The organism is Olsenella intestinalis (assembly GCF_023276655.1).
GTDB classification, from domain to species: Bacteria; Actinomycetota; Coriobacteriia; order Coriobacteriales; family Atopobiaceae; genus Olsenella_J; species Olsenella_J intestinalis.
Genome location: NZ_JALGRK010000001.1, coordinates 1,365,750 through 1,382,978, shown reverse-complemented (window position 1 = coordinate 1,382,978; position 17,229 = coordinate 1,365,750). Strand labels below are relative to the sequence as shown.

The window sequence follows — 17,229 nt, the reverse complement described above, 5'->3', positions numbered from 1 at the left end:
TCGTCGGCCGCGCCGAACGTTGCAGGCGAGTCGGGCACGCCCCGACGACGCCGATACGAGAAGGGAAGTTCGCATGGAACGTCCGAACGCTTGGAAGGACTACTCTCCCGAGAAGGTCGACGAGCTTAACGAGTTCGCCGAGAACTACCGCCAGTTCATCTCCGAGAACAAGATCGAGCGCGAGATCTGCGCCGCCTCCATCGAGATGGCGCGCGAGGCGGGCTACCGCGACCTCGCCGAGCTCGTCGCCGCAGGCGAGAAGCTCTCCGCCGGCGACAAGGTCTATGCCTCCAACCACGGCAAGGCTCTTCTCCTCGTGGAGCTGGGCAAGAAGCCGCTCGCCGAGGGTCTCAACATCCTGGGCGCGCACATCGACTCGCCGCGCCTCGACGTCAAGCAGAACCCGCTGGACGAGAAGAACGAGATCGTCACCCTCGACACGCACTACTACGGCGGCGTGAAGAAGTACCAGTGGGTTACCATCCCGCTGGCCATCCACGGCGTGGTGTGCAAGAAGGATGGCACGACGGTGCCCGTCACGATCGGCGAGGCGGCCGACGACCCCGTCTTCTGCGTCTCCGACCTGCTTATCCACCTCTCCAAGGAGCAGCTGACCAAGACCGCCTCCGACGTCATCGAGGGCGAGCTGCTCGACGTCATCGTGGGCAACCGCCCCGTCACGTTCGACGACGAGAAGAAGGACAAGACGCCCGTGAAGTCCGCGATCGTCGACCTTCTCGCCAGCGAGCTGGGCATCGAGGAGGAGGACCTGCTCTCCGCCGAGCTCGAGGTCGTTCCCGCCGGCCCCGCCCGTGACCTCGGCCTCGACCGCTCGATGATCCTGGGCTACGGCCACGACGACAGCTCCTGCGCCTACCCGAGCCTCGTCGCGCAGCTCGAGTGCGAGGCGCCCGAGAAGACCGCCGTCACGATCCTGGTCGACAAGGAGGAGATCGGCTCCGTCGGCGCCACGGGCATGACGAGCCGCTTCTTCGAGGACGTCATGGCCGAGATCCTCGCGCTTGCCGGCGAGGAGGGCCAGCTCGCCCTCAGGCGCTGCCTCAGGAACTCGCGCATGCTCTCGAGCGACGTCTCCGCAGGCTTCGACCCGAGCTACGCGTCGGTCTTCGAGCCCAAGAACTCCTGCTACCTCGGCCACGGCCTGACCTTCAACAAGTACACCGGCTCGAGGGGCAAGAGCGGCTCCAACGACGCCGACGCCGAGTACGTCGCCGAGATCCGCGCGTGCATGGACGGCGCGGGCGTGCACTTCCAGACCGCCGAGCTCGGCAAGGTCGACGCCGGTGGCGGCGGCACCATCGCCTACATCCTCGCGGAGTACGGCATGAACGTCATCGACTGCGGCGTGCCCGTGCTCAGCATGCACGCGCCGTGGGAGGTCATCAGCAAGGCCGACGTCTATGAGGCGTACCGCGGCTACAAGGCCTTCCTGAAGCTCGCGTAGGCCTCGCGCCCGCACGAACTCACACCTGACGAGGGGCGTCGCCCGCACGGGCGGCGCCCCTCTTTCGCATGGACTACAATGGAGCGTCGCGAACACTGAACGAACGGCGGCACGGGCGTGCTGCCCGCACCCAGCACGGAGGATTGACCACATGGACCTTGGACGGACGGCCTGCGCCCTCGCGCCCCTCGCGGGGGCCGCTCTTCTCGTCTTCTGCATTGTCAGGCAGGCGCGACGCGCCGACGGACGCGGGCTTGCCGCGCGACTGGGAACCGGCGCGTGGGTGGGCGTCTTCGCCCTGCTCGAGGTCGTGGTGCTGGCGCTCGTGGCAAGCGGCATCTATCGCGGGCAGGCGGGCTCGGTCGTGGCGTTCTCCGCGGTGTGCGCCGCGGCGGGCGTCGCGGCCTCGCAGCGCGACCGCGTCTTCTCGCGCGTGCTCGCGGCCGGCGGTCGCGGCCTGCCCATGGGCGCGCTCGTGTTCGCAGTCGACCTCGTGCTCGTGCTTGTGGCCTCCTACCTCGCGTTCTTCTCGGTCGAGCTTCCCTGGAACGATGCCCTGGCTGACATCGCGCCGCTCTCGGCAGCCAGCGAGCAAGCCGTAATCGCGCTCGCGATGCTCGCCGCGTGGTTCGTGGTCTGCCGTCGCAACTGGGCCTGCTCCGTCCTTCTGGTCGTGCTGCAGGTCATCGGCCTCGCCCAGTACTTCGTGGTCGTGCTCAAGGGCAGCGTCATCATGCCGGGCGACCTCCTGGCCCTCGGCACGGCAGCCGCGGTCGGGTCGAACCTGCGCTTCCAGATGGCTGCGCCCGCGCTCGACGCAATGACGATCACCTGCGTCGGGCTCGCTCTTCTCGCCTACGTGATGCCCGTGCGCGCGCAGCTGCGCTGCGTCGACGAGGCGGCGAGGGCCAAGGCGGACGCCGTCGAGGGCGGGAGCGGCGGCCGGCTCGCGACGCGCGTGCCCGGCTGGATTGCGAAGGCCCTCGAGATCGCGTGCTGCGCGGCGTTGGCGTGCGCCTACGTCGGCGTGGCGCGCGACACGTCCGTGCGGTGCGCCGAGCGCCTCGCGGAGGAGGAGGTCAAGTTCTGGGAGCCCACGAGCACCTATCGCGAGCACGGATTCCTGACGAGCTTCCTCACGATCGCCCACGACATGCCGATCGACGCGCCCGCGGGCTACAGCGAGGGCGCGGCGCGCGAGGTCGAGCGCACGTGGGGCGAGCACGCCGAGGGCTCGGGCGAGTGGGCCAACCACCAGGCGGCGCGGGCGCAGTTCGACGAGGTGCGCCCCTCCGTCGTCTGCATCATGAACGAGACCTTCGCCGACCTGCGCGTCCTTGGTGACTTTGGCTACCCGGGACCGAGGTTCTTCTCGTCCGTCGACGACTGCCTCTCGCGCGGCCACCTCTTCGTCTCGGTGCTCGGCGGCAGCACCTGCAACAGCGAGTTCGAGTTCCTCACGGGCAACTCGATGGCGTTCGTGGGGCCAGGCAAGTACCCGTACAACCTCTACGACCTCAGCCGCTGCGCCGCGCTGCCGCAGCAGATGCGACAGCTGGGCTACGCGACCCACGCGATCCACCCCAACCTCGCGAGCAACTGGAAGCGCGACAAGGTCTACGAGCAGTTCGGCTTCGACGAGTTCCTGGACATCGAGGACTTCGAGGGGGCGCCGGAGTTCCACTCCGGCGTGACCGACGCCGCGACCTACGACAGGGTGCTCGAGCTGCTCGAGGGCGACCGCCCGCAGTTCGTGTTCGACGTGACGATGCAGAACCACACGGGCTACGACCAGTTCAACATCCCCGAGGACAAGCTGGAGCACTACGACATCAAGGGCCAGAGCGACTACGACAACGCGCAGCTCAGCGAGTACGTCAGCTGCATCGAGGAGTCGGACCGCGCGCTCGAGGCGTTCCTGGGGAGGCTGCGGGCGCTCGACCGGCCCGTGATCGTGGTCTTCTTCGGCGACCACCAGCCCAACATCTCGCCGTGGGAGAACGACCGCCTCTCCCCCGAGGCCGACCACGCGAGCCTCGACCACATCATGAAGACCTACCAGACGAACTACCTCGTATGGGCCAACTACGACGTGGCGGGCAGCGATCAGGTCAGCGAGGAGCGCGACCTGAGCCTCAACTACCTCGGCACGCTCATGGGGCTCGAGGCGGGCCTGCCGCTGACGGACTACCAGCGCGCCCAGGCGGGCCTCATGCAGGCGCTCCCCGTCGTGACGCCGATCGCGTCGCGCGAGCAGGGCGGCCCCTGGCACAAGACGGACGATGCGGCCGCACCCTTCGCAGGCACGGTTCGCGACCTCTCGTACCTCAACTACCTTGAGTTCGGCTCCAGGGTCTAGCCGCACGGGGCTCAACGCGCGCAAAAGCACCCCTTCGTGGAAAGATTTTCAATTTCGACGTGCAGTTTTGCTGCTGCGTGGCAAGATGTTTTGCCGCGTGAGGGAGCCCGAGGCGCTGGTTCTGCATCAGAAAAGACAAATCCCCAGTTGCGTGTTCTACTCTATTCACATAAGAGATGCAACCGAAGGCAGTGGGCCGCCAAGACCTTGCCACAGGGGCTCGTTTTTGCGATCGACTCGGCGCATCTTGTACACGGAGGGTGGGTTTTGCGCAAACGGTGGCCGCCGAGGCAGATCGCAACCGTCAGCGCAGAATGGCCTCGACGGCATTTCACGCTGAGCGGTCGCGCCCTCGAGGCCAGTTTGAGCTGCAAGCGTGCTAGAGCGTGCGGAGCGCGTCCACCAGCGCCGTCTTGTCGGCGGTCTTCTCGTCCTTCATCTTGATGACCTTGGCGGGGCATCCCGCGACGACCGCGCCGGCGGGAACGTCGTCGACCACGACGGCGCCGGCCGCGACCACGGCCCCCTTGCCCACGCGGACGCCCTCGATGACCACGGCGTTCGCGCCGAGCATGACGTCGTCCTCGATGACGACGGGCGTCGCGCTGGCGGGCTCGACCACGCCGGCGAGCACGGTGCCCGCGCCGACGTGGCACCTCTTGCCGACGATGGCGCGCCCTCCCAGGACCGCGCCCATGTCGATCATGGTGCCCTCGCCGATGACGGCGCCGATGTTGATGACCGCACCCATCATGATGACGGCGTTGTCGCCGATCTCAACCTTCTCGCGAATGAGGGCGCCGGGCTCGATGCGCGCGTTGACGCCCTTGAGGTCGAGCAGCGGCACGCCGGAGTTGCGGCGGTCGTTCTCGATCACGATGTCGTCGATGGCGTCGGCGTTCGCGGAGACGATGGGCCCGAGCTCGTCCCAGTTGCCGAACACGACCACGTCGCCGTCGCCGAACACGTGCGCGTCGCCCCAGTCGACGGTCGCTCCCACGGCCAGCTTGACGTACAGCTTGACCGGGGTCTTCTTGGGGGCGGTGGCGATGTAGTTGATGATCTCCTGTGCGTCCACGGTTCCTCCTTTGCGTCTGGCGAGAGGAGCGTGCCCCTCCGCCCGGTCCGTGCCTGGGTCCCGGCCGGGTCGCTGCCCCGGCCGCATCGGTGCGTGCCTAGCCCTCGCCGAACATGAGCTCGTCGAAGGTGTAGAAGCCGGGCTTGGCGCCCGCGATGCGCCGCGCGCAGGCGACCGCGCCGTTCACGAAGATCTGCCTGCTGGTGGCGCGGTGCGTGAGGCAGACCTCCTCGTCGGGGCCGAAGAAGTGCACGTCGTGCGTGCCGGCGACGGTGCCGCCGCGCAGGCTGTGCATGCCGATCTCGCGAGCGGGCCGGGCCCCGACCATGCCCTCGCGCCCGTAGGTCACGCTCTTCTCGCCCGCGGGATCCACCGCCGAGAGCAGGATGTTGGCGGTGCCGGACGGGGCGTCGGCCTTCTGGTTGTGGTGCGTCTCGACGATCTCGATGTCGAAGTCGGCGAGGGCGCGCGCGGCCTGCGCGGCCAGGCGGCGCAGGACCGCAACGCCGAGCGAGTAGTTGGCCGAGTGGATGACGGCGCTGGCGTCGCCGAGGGCCCGGAGCTCGCCAATCTCGTCGGCGGTGTAGCCGGTCGTGCCGCTCACGAGGGCGCAGCCGCTGCGGCGAACGTAGGCGCAGACGTGGGGCAGCGCGGCCTTGTTGGAGAAGTCGACGGCGAGGTCCGCGGCGGGCGCGGCGGCGTCCAGCTCGTCGATGTTGTTCTCGTCGTAGACGCCCATGATGTCGAATCCGCCCTGCGCCTCCATCGTGGACGCGATGAGGGCGCCCATGCGGCCGCCGCCCACGAGGACGACGGAGATGGCTGAGCCGCTTGCGTTCGCGTTCGTGTCAGTCATGCACATCCCTCCTATCCGACGAGGCCGGCCGCGCGCATCGCGTCCACCAGGCGGACGCGCGTGGCGTCGGCCATGGGCCAGAGCGGCTGGCGGTACTTCTCCTGGATGAGGCCCATCTCGGCGAGGGCCGCCTTGACCGGAATGGGGTTGACCTCCGAGAAGAGCGCGTGCACGAGGTCGAGGTTCTTGAGCTGGGTCGCGAGCGCCGCGTCGTGGTCGCCCGCGAGCCAGGAGGCGACCATGCCGTGCACGTCGGCCGGGGCGACGTTGGCCCAGACCGAGATCACGCCCGAGCCGCCGAGCGACAGGATCGGCACGACCATGTCGTCGTTTCCGGAGTACATGCGGAAGTCGTCGGAGAGGTAGCGCGCGACGGTCGTCGCGTAGGAGATGTTGCCCGAGGCCTCCTTGATGCCGCAGACGTTGGGGTGCGTCGAGAGGCGCGCCACGTTCCTCTCGCTGATCGAGCAGCCCGTGCGACCGGGGATGTTGTAGAGGATGCAGGGCACGTCGACCTTGTCGAGCACGCTCGTGAAGTGGCGGTAGATGCCCTCCTCGTTGCTCTTGTTGTAGTACGGCGTGATGAGGAGGAGCCCGTCGATGCCGCGACGCTGCAGGCCGAGGCTCTTCTTGAGCGACTCCTCGGTGCAGTTCGAGCCCGCGCCGCCGATGACGGGGATGCGCCCGGCCACGCGGCTGATGACGCACTCGGCGACGGCGTAGTCCTCGCCGTCGGTCATGGTCGACGACTCGCCGGTGGTGCCGAGCACGAGGATCGCGTCGGTGCCGCCCTCGAGGTGGAAGTCGACGAGGCGCTCGAGCGCGTCGAAGTCGACCTTGCCGTCGGCGTCGAACGGGGTGACGAGGGCGACGACCGATCCCGTGAGATTCGTGATGTCCATGCTATCCAGCTCCCTTCGGGCTGATGCCCGTTTGCGCGCATGCTCGCCTGCGAGCATGCGCGCGTTCGTGTCTGCAACAACCAGGTGCCGGCCGCGCACGGACGGCACGCGCCCCTTACGGACGCCCGGGCTTGTGACGGCGGCCCGGCGAGCCGCCAGGCACGCTCTTCTCGCCCGATGGCGCTTCGTGCTCCTCGGAGAGCTCCGCGAGCCGGCCCGACACGCCCAGCACGTCGAGGGTCGCGAAGTAGTCGCTCGGCCGCTCGGCGCGGCGGATGACGTCGCAGGTGCCGTCCTCGCGCAGCAGCAGCTCCGCCGAGCGCAGACGACCGTTGTAGTTGTAGCCCATGGAGTGGCCGTGGGCACCCACGTCGTGGATGAACAGCAGGTCGCCGACGTGGGTCTCGGGCAGGGCGCGCGCCGTGGCCAGGCGGTCGCTGTTCTCGCACAGCATGCCGACGACGTCGTAGGTGTGGTCGGCGGGCGCGTCCTCGCGGCCCATGACCGTGATGTGGTGGTAGGCGTCGTAGAGCATCGGCCGCATGAGGTTGGCCGCGCAGGCGTCAACGCCCAGGTAGTCGCGGTAGGTGTGCTTCTCGTGCGTGACGCGGCAGACGAGGCCCGCGAACGGCGCCAGCATGAAGCGGCCCAGCTCGCAGGCGATGTCCACGTCGCCCATGCCCGCGGGCACGAGGACCTCCTCGAACGCGCGGCGCACGCCCTCGCCGATGGCGGCGATGTCGTTGGGCGTCTCCTCCGGCCGGTACGCCACGCCCACGCCACCCGACAGGTTCACGAGGCTCACGCGCACGCCGCACTCGCGCCGGATGCGCACGGCGAGGCCGAACAGCAGCCGCGCGAGCGCCGGGAAGTACTCGTTGGTCACGGTGTTGCTGGCGAGAAGAGCGTGGATTCCCAGCTCGCGGACGCCTCGGCGCGACAGCTCGCGCGCGGCCTCGAGCATCTGGGGCTCGGTGAGGCCGAACTTGGCGCGCTCCGGCGAGTCGAAAATGCCGTTGGTGAAGTCGAAGTCTCCGCCGGGGTTGAAGCGCAGGCTCATGAAGGAGGGGAACTCCCCCACGGAACGCTCCCAGGCGTCGATGTGGGTGATGTCGTCGAGGTTGACGCGCGCGCCCAGGCGCGCGGCGTAGGCGAACTCGGAGTCGGGCGTGTCGTTGGAGGAGAACATGATCTCCTCTCCCCTAAAGCCGAGCGCCTCGGCGAGCATGAGCTCGCACTCGCTGGAGCAGTCGAGGCCGAAGCCGTACTCGCGCAGGATGGAGAGGATGGCGGGGTTGGGCGTTGCCTTGACGGCGAAGTACTCCTTGAAGCCGGGGCACCACGCGAAGGCGTCGACGAGCTGCTGGGCGCGCTCGCGGATGCCGCGCTCGTCGTAGAGGTAGAACGGGGTCGGGTGCTCGGCGCAGATGGCCTCGAGCTCGTCGAGGCTGACGAACGGTCGCTTCTGCTGGGCCACGGGACCTCCCCTCCCTCGCATGCCGGCATGGTATCCGAACCTTTGGGCTAGTGTACGGGGGCGCGCGAGGGGCGGGCGAAGGTCGCCGCCCAACGTAACAGAATGGATTCAAAGCACGGCGTCGTGCCGCGCCTCGGCGTGCGTTGGCTAGAATCGCGCTAACGACAGGCGTCGCGCGAGGCGGCGCCGGCGATTCGGCGAGGAGTTGGCATGACTGACGGCGAGCAGACGGTCTCTGCAGGCGAGCTGGACGAGGCGGGAGAGCCCACGCTGGCCTACCTCACGCGCGTGAGGCGCGACCTGCACCGCATCCCCGAGATCGACTTCGACCTGCCGAAGACCGTGGCCTACGTGACGCGCGAGCTCGAGCAGGTGAGGGCCGCTTTGAATCGGCGCGGCCAGGCCTGCGAGATCCTCACGCCCTGCAAGTCCACCGTGTGCCTGTGGGTCGACCGCAAAAGCGAGCACGCGACGGCGTTTCGCTCCGACATGGACGCCCTGCCCGTGAGCGAGCAGACCGGCCGCGAGTTCGCCTCGACCCACGAGAGGCGCATGCACGCCTGCGGGCACGACGGCCACATGGCGATGGCGCTCGGCCTCGCCTGGCACGTGGCGGCGCACGCCGACGAGCTGCCGCGCTCGGTCCTGATCGTGTTCCAGCCCGCCGAGGAGACCACGGGAGGAGCGCGCATCGTCTGCGAGACGGGGCTCTTCGAGCGACTCCGCGTCGATCGGATCTTTGGCTTCCACCTGTGGCCGGACCTCGAAGAGGGCGTGGTCGCGAGCCGCGCCGGCGCTCTTCTCGCCGCCTCGTTCGAGACCGAGGTCGAGATCAGCGGCCTGGCATCGCACGTCGCCAAGGCCGACGAGGGGCACGACTCGCTCGCCGCCGGCTGCCGCTTCCTCTGCGACGCCTACGACCTCATGCGCGAGGCCGAGCGCGAGGAGCCGTGCCTGCTCAAGTTCGGCAAGATGGCCTCGGGCGACGTGCGCAACCAGATCTCGGCGCACACGCTGCTGCAGGGCAGCCTGAGGACCTTCTCCGACAAGATGTGCGACCACCTGCGCGGCGAGGTCAGGCGCATCGCCGACGAGGCCGCGGCGCGCGAGGGCTGCACGGCGAGCGTCGCCTTCTCCGACGGCTACCCGCCCGTCACCAACGACGCCGGCCTGCTCGAGCTCGCGCGCGAGGCGGTGCCCGAGATGGGCCGCATCGACGAGCCGCTGCTCATCACCGAGGACTTCGCCTGGTACCAGCAGTACCTGCCCGGCGTCTTCATGCTGCTGGGGACGGGTACGCCCGCCCCGCTGCACGCGTCGACCTTCGACTTCGACGAGCGCGTGCTCATGGTCGGCCTCGACTGCTACCGCCGCCTCGTCCGCATCCCCTAGCGCGGCCAGGCCGGCCCCGGGAGCGGCCGGCCCGCGCGACGGCTACCCGCGCCTGAGCGCCCCGACGAAGCGGCCCAGCCTCACGAGGGCCTCCTCCAGCTCGGCGTCCGCGCAGGCATAGCTCAGGCGCACGTGGCCCTCCCCGCCGAAGAGCGCCCCGGGCACCATCGCCACGCCCGCCTCGCGGATCGCGCGGGTGCAGAACTCCTCGGAGCTCATGCCGAACTCCTCGATCGACGGGAACGCGTAGAACGCGCCGCCGGGCTCGGGCGTGGGCAGCCCCGTCGCGGCGAGCGCCTGCGTCACCAGGTCGCGGCGCGCACGGTAGCGCTCGCGCATGGGCACCACGTCGCTCGCCAGCGCGCGAACGGCCGCGCGCTGCGTGAACGACACCGCGCTCGACACGGCATACTGGTGGACCTTGGCGACCTGCTCTACGAGCTCGGCCGGCGCCGCGAGCCAGCCCAGGCGCCACCCGGTCATCGCATACGGCTTCGAGAAGCTGTTCACCACGATGGTGCGGTCGCGCAGCTCGGGATGCCTCTGCGCGAACCCCTCGTACCCGTCGACGTAGACCAGCTGGTCGTACACGTCGTCGCAGATCACGTAGAAGTCGCGCTCGGCCGCAAGCTCCGCCACGGCGTCGAGGCTCTCGGCGGACAGCACGCAGCCCGTGGGGTTGTTGGGCGACGTCAGCACGATGGCCTTGGTCCGCTCGCCCACGACCTCGCCCAGCGCGTCGGGCGCGATCTGGTAGCCGTGCGGCGCCGTGTCAAGCTCGACCACGCTCCCGCGGTTCAGCGTCACGAGCGACTGGTACAGCAAAAACGCCGGCATCGGCACGATGACCTCGTCACCGGGGTTGAGCAGGGCCTCCATCGCCGAGAAGAGCGCCTCCGTGGCCCCGCTCGTCACGATGACCTCGTCGGCGCCAAACGAGAGGCCCCGCCCCGACAGGTGCGACGCGATGGCGTCTCGAAGCGCCTCCGTGCCCGCGTTGGGCGGGTAGTGGGTCTCCCCGTCCGCCAGGGCGCGCGCCACCTCGGCACAGATGTCCTGCGGCGTGTCCTCACCAGGCTCGCCCAGCGTGAGCGAGATGCAGCCCTCCGTCTCGCGCGCGAGCGCGGCAAACCGACGGATCCCCGACGGCTTGAGGCCGGAGAGTGCTTCGTTGAGGTCAAGCGGCATGGCGACTCCTTGGACGCGGCGTTTTCCGTGTCCATTCTAGCGTCCGGAGCGACGACCGCGCCCGACGCCGCCCGTCCGCCGCGACCTCCGCGCCCGACGCCGCCCGCTACCCCACGCCCAGCGCCGAGAGCACCTCGCGCTTCGCCGTCAAAAACTCCGGCGTGAGCCCAAAGTCTCCCGCGTCCGCGCCCGCCGCGCGCCCGACCTCGACCTCGTCCGAGATCCGCGCCGGCTCGCCCGGACCCTCGCCCGCCGACAGCACGTAGATGCGACTCGCCATGGACACGGCCTCGTCCACGTCGTGCGTGATCATGAGCGTCGACAGCCCCAGCTCGCGCGCGGCGCCCAGGTACCAGTCGCGCAGGTCCGCCCGCGTCAGCGCGTCGAGCGCCGAGAACGGCTCGTCCAGCAGCACCACGTCGTTGCCCATGAGGTACGTCCGCAGGAACGCCGCGCGCTGGCGCATGCCGCCCGAGAGCTCGCTGGGCCACTTCCCCTCGCAGCCCGCAAGCCCAAAGCGGCCGAGAAGAGCCTGCGCCCTCTCTCGCGCCTCCGCCTTGGGAACGCCCGCCAGCGTGAGCGGCAGGCAGACGTTGTCGACGACGCGCTTGTTGGGCAGCAGCAGGTCCTTCTGGAACATGTAGCTGACCTGCCCCGCGAGCCCCGTCACGTCGCGGCCGCGCAGGAGCACCTGGCCCGAAAGCGGTCGCGTGAGCCCCGCCAGCGCGTGCAAAAGCGTCGTCTTCCCGCAGCCCGAGCGCCCCACCAGGCACACGAGCTCGCCCTCGCGCACCTCGAGCGCGTCCACCCGCACGCACGTGCTCGCACCCTCGTCCCACGAGAGCGCGAGCCCGCGCGCCTCGAGCACGACGCCGCCTGCTCCGCCCGCGCCGACGCCGGCCGCGTCGACGCCCGCCATCGCCTCATCCTCCCCCACGCTAGCGCTCCAGGTAGTCCATGGTCCAGCCGGCGTTCACGTCGAGCTTCGACGACACGAGGCCGCCGTCGTTCAGCCACTGGAAGAAGCGGCTCCAGCGCGCGCCGTCGATCACGCCCCAGCTCGGCGCGTCGGCCGTGTACTGCCCCGCGAGGAACTGCTGGCTCTGGAGGGCGAGTGCGCGGTCGAGCTCCGGCACGGCCGAGCAGAGCACGTCCGCGGCCGCCGCCGGGTCGTCGATCGCGAACTGGTACCCCCTCTTGGCCGCGCGCAGGAACGCGCGCACCTGCTCAGGGTGCTCCTTGGCAAAGGTCGTGTTCGCCGCGATGACCGGCGTGTAGTAGTCGAACACGTCATCCATCGAGATGAAGCTGAAGTAGTTCACGTCGTAGCCCTGTACCGCGGCGTTCTGCACGGCCCATCCCTCGTAGACCCACACCGTGTCGAAGAGGTTGCCCTTGAGGCCCGCCACCTCGTCGTCCACGTTGTACGGCACGAGCCTCACCTTCGAAAAGTCGCCGCCGTCGGACTCGACCACGCGCTTGATCGTCGCCTGCTCGATGGGCATGTCCCACGTGGCGTAGGTGTGGTCCTGCATGTGGCTCGCCGAGGTGATGCCGTCGCCCTTGCGGCTCATGATGCCCGACGTGTTGTGCTGGATGATCGCCGCGACCGCCGCGATCGGCATAGTCGCGTCGGCGGCCAGGGCGTTGGCGATGTAGTCCTGGTACGAGACGCCCAGCTGCGCCTGGCCCGATCCGATCAGCGCCTCGGCGGAGTCCTCCGCGGGCTGCACGATCTCGACCTCGAGCCCCTCCTCGGCGAAGTAGCCCTTGTCGCGTGCCACGTAGATGCCCGTGTGGTTCGTGTTGGGCGTGTAGTCCAGGCAGAACGTGAGCTTGGTCTTGCCCGTGCCGCCCGCGCCCTGGCCGGCGCGCGAGGCGTCGTACGCGCCGCAGCCGGATAGCGCGAGGCCGGCCGTCGCGGCGGCACCCATGGCCGCGCCCACGAAGGCACGGCGCGAGATCGAGGCGTCAAAGGCGTTGGAGTTGCTAGTCATGGTTGGAGTTCCCTTCTGCCCTCTTCCAGGGCATGGCGATGTGTTGAATGAGGTCCACGAGGCCCATCAGCGCCAGCGACAGCACCGAGATGAGCACGATGACCGCGAACATGCGGTCGTAGGAGAAGGACTTGCGCACGCGCGTCATGTACACGCCCAGGCCGGCAAACCCGCCCAGCCACTCGGCAATCACGGCGCCCACGATGGCGTAGGTCGCCGAGATCCTCAGCCCGCTGAAGAACTGGTCGAGCGCGGCCGGCATCTTCGCCTGCCAGAAGATCTGCCAGCGCGAGGCGCCCATGGTGCGCATCAGGTCGATCAGGTCGGAATCGACGGAGCTCAGCCCCGCATACAGCGACACGGTGATCGGGAAGAACGTGGAGATGATCACGAGCACCACCTTCGGCAGCAGCCCGTAGCCAAACCACAGCACCAGAAGCGGCGCGATGGCGATCGTGGGAATCGTCTGCGACACGGTCACGAGCGGCCGCAGCGCCAGCGCGACGCCCTCGAAGCGGTCCATCGCGACGGCCACGAGCGAGCCCACCACGACCCCGATCACGAGGCCGAGAAGAGCCTCGACCACGGTCGACGCGCTGTGCTGGGCGAGAAGTCCGGCGTCCTCCACGATGGCGGACACCACCTGCGTGGGGCTCGGCAGCAGGAAGTTCGGCACGATGCCGAACACCACCACGAGCTGCCATGCCACCAGCACGAGCGCGGCCGTGGCGAGCGGCACAAGCACGTCCCGCCGGCGCAGCCTCACGCCCCACTCCGCCTTTCCCGTGCGCGCCACGCTAGGCCACCGCGCCCGCGCGGCCGGAAAGCCCCGAGTCCGAAAACTCCGAGTCCGTGGGGTGGTACTTGCCGATCTTGTGGTCGGTCGACATGACGTCGCCGCCGGGCCTGAAGTCGATCTTGGCGTACGTCATCATGTGGGCGCACCCGGCCTCGGCGGCCACAAGCTGGCAGCCCTTGAGGCACTCCATGCAGGCGTCGTAGTCGCCCTCGATCGCGGTCTCGAAGGGGCCGACGAAGTAGTCGAGCCCCGTCGAGTCGATGTAGTCGATCACGCGGTCGACCGCGTCGCAGGTCTCCGCGTCATCCTTCGCGTCCAGGGGCAAAAACTGGATTGCAACCGAACAGTTCAAGCTTCCTCTCTCTCCGCGGGACAAAAAAAGTCCCGCCATCGGCGGGACTACACAGGCGAGAAAAGCGCTTGTCATGGTCCCTACGCTGGCATTACCCAGATCAGGTTCTCGGGTCAGGGCCGCGATGGGCCCAATCTCAGCCGGCGTGCGCCAGCTCCCCTATCGACTTGAAATGGTAGCGCAACGCGGCGTTGACGTCCATGTGCGTCAACCTCGCGCGCGAGAGCCGCAAAGCGGCTCCGCGTGTGAGCACTCATCCTCTCTGCCACGGCCTCACTTGCATGGTGGAAACGATATTGCCGCAAAGGTCGTACGCACGACGTCGTGGGCGCCCCAACAACTTGCGCTAAGTTGCTCTAAGCCGCTCGTCCACAAATCCTTCATGAAGCAGCAGAGACGAACTGGGGTCCGCCCATCTCAAGCGCACACAGATGGCCTGAAGAGGCGAGCAGAAACCCGACATGCGCCCATCATCGCATTGCCAAGCACGTCGATAGGCAGCGTTGGACTCTATTTGTCCCGCGCAGCCTACGCGCCCTTCGAGTAGTGCACGTGCGCGAGCTTCCAGCCGCGTTCGGTGCGCCGCATGACCTGCGTCTCGGTGCCCTTGATACCGTAGGGCTCGCCGGTCTCGGCGCGCACACACTCGGTATGATATCGGAAGACCACCACGCACACGTCGTCGGCGAGCGGTCGCACGCTCGGCTCGTCGTCAGCAACGAGCGCGATGTAACGGTACATGCGGTGCAGGCCGTTCGTGTAGAAGTCCTTGCAGATGGCCTCCTGCCCGCGGTAGTCCTTGTTGATGGAGATCATCGTGTCGTCGTCGCGTCCGCACCACAGCGCCGCGAAGCGCTCCTCGTCTGCCGCATGGATGGACTCCACATAGGCGTTGACCAGCGCCAATACCTCAATTCTGTCCCGCTCGTTCATGTGTTACTCCTCCTCGACGAAAGTCCCGTTGGTGGCAATGATGCGCCGGTAGGCGTAGGAGCTGTCCTTGCGCGTGCGCGCCAACGGGCCGCGCCCCTCGTCATCCTTGTCCACGCATATGAAACCAAAGCGCTTGACGAGCTGCCCGTGCCAGCGATGGCGATGTCGATGAACTTATGGGAGGTCCAACCGTCCTAGCGGGCATGAGGTTGCAGAACGTCTCAGATTCTGCGTAAAGTCATTATGGTGTTTTGGTAGCATTACAGCAGCTCAAACCTAGGATGAGGCGGTGGCGCATGGTAGGCAAGGAGAACATTCGAAGTGCGTTCTTGTCGCTTCTGGAGACCGAGCCGTACGCAAGGATTACCGTCAAGGAGATTACGGCCAAGGCCGGAATTAGCCGTACGACCTTCTATCGTCACTACGAGACGCGCGAGGACGTGCTCGTGGACATCATCGATTCCGTCACTGCCGGAATCGAGCAGATAAGGCCCCGATTCGCCTCGACTCCCGCTGGCGACGAACTTGACCGGCGCGCCCTGATGTATCAGGTACTTCAGTACGTGGAAGAGAACAAGGACGCCATCAAGGTCATAATGGATAATCCCGGAGCTTGCGATTACCTCTTCAGTCGGGTCCAGCGCTACCTGCTTGACACCCTAACCACAGATGACGCCGAACCCTCATCGCGGAGGGAGAGGAAGCTGCAGGCGCGCGTGCGGCACTACCACGCTGACGGCATCATTGCGGTCGTGACCGACTGGGTGGGCCATGGCTGCGACGATTCCATCTCCGACCTGGTCGACTTCATCCTTTCGTGTGGCCGCGGAGAGGCGTTGCGCGTCAAGATGTAGGGCGGCCGCGGAAAGCAATTCCGCAGTCGCCCGTCGTAGAAGCTAAACGAACCTGACGCGAGCTACGCGAGATTCTCGCCGTTGCTTGCGATGACCTTCTTGTACCACTCGAAGGAGTCCTTCTTCCTGCGCTCGAAGGTGCCGTTGCCCTCGTCATCGCAGTCCACGTAGATCATGCCGTAGCGCTTGGACATCTGGATAGTGCCGCTGGAGACCACGTCGATGATGCCCCACATGGTGTAGCCGAGCAGGTCCACGCCGTCCTTGATGGCCTCCTTCATGGCCAGGAAGTGGTCGCGCAGGTAGTCGACGCGGTACGGGTCGTGGATGGAGCCGTCCTCCTCGACCACATCCTTGGCGCCGAGGCCGTTCTCGGCGATGAAGAGCGGCTTCTGGTAGCGGTCCCACAGCAGGTTGAGGGAGATGCGCAGCCCGATGGGGTCCTTCTGCCAGCCCCACTCGCTCTTCTCCAGATAGGGGTTAGCCTTGGCGGCAGTCAGGTTGCCGTCGGTGGTCTCCCAGGTGTCATCGGTTGCGCTGATGGACGAGAAGTAGTAGCTGAACGAGACCACGTCCACGGGGTAGGCAGCGATGAGGTCGAGGTCGCCGTCCTCCATACGCACCTCGATGCCGTTCTCGGTGAAGTAACGGTCCATGTAGCCGGGGTAGGTGCCACGTGCCATCACGTCGGTGAAGAAGAAGTTATCACGCTGCTGGTCCTGCAGGGCGAGCAGGACGTTCTCGGGATGGCAGGTGCCAGGATAGGGCATGAACCGGGCGATCATGCAGCTCACCTTGATGGAGGGATCGATCTCGTGGGCCATCTTCACCGTGAGCGCGTTGGCCACGAACTGGTTGTGGATGCCCGTGTAGATGTCGCTCTTCACGTTGCGGAAGGGGTCGTCCCAGGTGGCGCACTCGTCGTCCACCACGATTCCGACGCCGTTATAGGGATGGAACACGCCGGAGTTGACCTCGTTGAAGGGGAGCCAGATTTCTACGTCGTCGTGGAACTCCTCGAGCAGGACCTTCGCGTAGCGACAGAAGAGCTCGATGACGTGACGGTCTTTCCATCCGCCGTACTTGTTGACGAGGTTCACCGGCATGGAGTAGTGCACCATGGTGCCATAGATCTTGATGCCGTGAGCGCGGCAGGCGCCGATAACCTTGCGGTAGTAATCAAGACCTGCCTGGTTGGGCTCGGTTTCCTCACCGGTCGGGAAGATGCGGCTCCAGGCGAAGGACAGGCGGTAGATCTTGAGTCCCATCTCGGCGAACAGCTCGACGTCCTCCTCCCAGTGGTGATACTCGTCAGCACCCCAGCGGAAGGGGTAGTCGCCCAGGCCCTCGGTGGCCAGCGCCTGCTCGTACATGGAGCGAGTCTCAATCTTCATGAAGCGGTTCGCTTGCTCGGGACCATACTTGGTGGAGGTGAGGCGGCAGTCCGAGGTGTCCATGCCCTTGCCGTCCTCCATGAAGCCGCCCTCTACCTGATGCGCTGCCGTTGCGCCGCCCCAGAGGAAGTCAGTGGGAAACGTGGTCTTCATTGTCGTTCTCCTTATCTGCGCTCTGCGCGT

General features: G+C 67.5%; 15 protein-coding genes and 1 riboswitch. Of the genes, 4 read left to right on the top strand and 11 right to left on the bottom strand.

Features of this window, described 5'->3' with window-relative positions; genetic code table 11:
* The first annotated feature begins 73 nt into the window (after window positions 1–73).
* Both M5D76_RS05185 and M5D76_RS05180 read left to right on the top strand, forming a co-directional pair.
* Window positions 74–1,465: an aminopeptidase gene (locus M5D76_RS05185; RefSeq protein WP_248922312.1), complete on the top strand. Its 1,392-nt coding sequence runs from the start codon at window positions 74–76 to the stop codon at window positions 1,463–1,465.
* A 151-nt stretch (window positions 1,466–1,616) separates the two neighbouring features.
* A complete protein-coding gene (locus M5D76_RS05180) occupies window positions 1,617–3,824 on the top strand; it encodes an LTA synthase family protein (RefSeq protein ID WP_248922311.1) in 2,208 nt (735 codons plus the stop codon).
* Between the two features lie 379 nt (window positions 3,825–4,203).
* Here the strand turns inward: M5D76_RS05180 and dapD are convergent, their stop codons facing one another.
* The 4 genes from dapD to M5D76_RS05160 all read right to left on the bottom strand — a co-directional run bounded on the left by dapD (window position 4,204) and on the right by M5D76_RS05160 (window position 8,137).
* Window positions 4,204–4,902, bottom strand: a complete 699-nt coding sequence (gene dapD / locus M5D76_RS05175) for a 2,3,4,5-tetrahydropyridine-2,6-dicarboxylate N-acetyltransferase (protein WP_248922310.1) — start codon at window positions 4,900–4,902, stop codon at window positions 4,204–4,206.
* 97 nt (window positions 4,903–4,999) lie between these two features.
* Window positions 5,000–5,758, bottom strand: coding sequence for a 4-hydroxy-tetrahydrodipicolinate reductase (dapB, locus tag M5D76_RS05170; RefSeq protein ID WP_248922309.1), 759 nt, complete (start codon window positions 5,756–5,758; stop codon window positions 5,000–5,002).
* A gap of 11 nt (window positions 5,759–5,769) precedes the next feature.
* Complete coding sequence (dapA, locus tag M5D76_RS05165; RefSeq protein ID WP_248922308.1) at window positions 5,770–6,660, bottom strand: 4-hydroxy-tetrahydrodipicolinate synthase; 891 nt, start codon at window positions 6,658–6,660, stop codon at window positions 5,770–5,772.
* Between the two features lie 115 nt (window positions 6,661–6,775).
* Window positions 6,776–8,137 (bottom strand): diaminopimelate decarboxylase, encoded by a 1,362-nt coding sequence (locus tag M5D76_RS05160; RefSeq protein ID WP_248922307.1) that lies wholly within the window; start codon window positions 8,135–8,137, stop codon window positions 6,776–6,778.
* Between the two features lie 210 nt (window positions 8,138–8,347).
* Between M5D76_RS05160 and M5D76_RS05155 the strand changes: the two genes are divergently transcribed.
* Window positions 8,348–9,529 carry an amidohydrolase gene (locus M5D76_RS05155; RefSeq protein ID WP_248922306.1) on the top strand — a complete coding sequence of 394 codons (1,182 nt, stop codon included), beginning with the start codon at window positions 8,348–8,350 and terminating at the stop codon, window positions 9,527–9,529.
* A gap of 42 nt (window positions 9,530–9,571) precedes the next feature.
* Here M5D76_RS05155 and M5D76_RS05150 read toward each other — a convergent pair whose 3' ends face one another.
* From M5D76_RS05150 to M5D76_RS05125, 6 genes are all read right to left on the bottom strand, one after another.
* The gene (locus M5D76_RS05150) at window positions 9,572–10,717 is read right to left on the bottom strand and encodes a pyridoxal phosphate-dependent aminotransferase (RefSeq protein ID WP_248922305.1); all 1,146 of its coding nucleotides are present in this window, start codon (window positions 10,715–10,717) and stop codon (window positions 9,572–9,574) included.
* 106 nt (window positions 10,718–10,823) lie between these two features.
* Entirely contained in the window at window positions 10,824–11,654 is an 831-nt protein-coding gene (locus M5D76_RS05145; RefSeq protein WP_346348397.1) for an ABC transporter ATP-binding protein, read from the bottom strand.
* 1 nt (window position 11,655) lies between these two features.
* Entirely contained in the window at window positions 11,656–12,714 is a 1,059-nt protein-coding gene (locus M5D76_RS05140) for an ABC transporter substrate-binding protein (protein ID WP_248922304.1), read from the bottom strand.
* Entirely contained in the window at window positions 12,707–13,510 is an 804-nt protein-coding gene (locus M5D76_RS05135; RefSeq protein ID WP_428847220.1) for an ABC transporter permease, read from the bottom strand. Before M5D76_RS05135 ends, M5D76_RS05140 begins: the two co-directional genes overlap by 8 nt.
* A 1-nt stretch (window position 13,511) precedes the next feature.
* Window positions 13,512–13,865, bottom strand: coding sequence for a thiamine-binding protein (locus M5D76_RS05130; protein WP_248922303.1), 354 nt, complete (start codon window positions 13,863–13,865; stop codon window positions 13,512–13,514).
* A gap of 59 nt (window positions 13,866–13,924) precedes the next feature.
* Window positions 13,925–14,036, bottom strand: a riboswitch (TPP riboswitch).
* A 357-nt stretch (window positions 14,037–14,393) separates the two neighbouring features.
* A complete protein-coding gene (locus M5D76_RS05125; RefSeq protein ID WP_248922302.1) occupies window positions 14,394–14,798 on the bottom strand; it encodes a YybH family protein in 405 nt (134 codons plus the stop codon).
* A 296-nt stretch (window positions 14,799–15,094) separates the two neighbouring features.
* Between M5D76_RS05125 and M5D76_RS05120 the strand changes: the two genes are divergently transcribed.
* On the top strand, window positions 15,095–15,652 hold the full coding sequence (locus M5D76_RS05120; protein WP_248922301.1) for a TetR/AcrR family transcriptional regulator: 558 nt from the start codon (window positions 15,095–15,097) through the stop codon (window positions 15,650–15,652).
* Window positions 15,653–15,714: 62 nt separating this feature from the next.
* On the opposite strand, the gene M5D76_RS05115 is transcribed toward M5D76_RS05120, so the two are convergent.
* Entirely contained in the window at window positions 15,715–17,199 is a 1,485-nt protein-coding gene (locus M5D76_RS05115) for a glycoside hydrolase family 1 protein (protein WP_248922300.1), read from the bottom strand.
* Window positions 17,200–17,229: the final 30 nt, after the last annotated feature.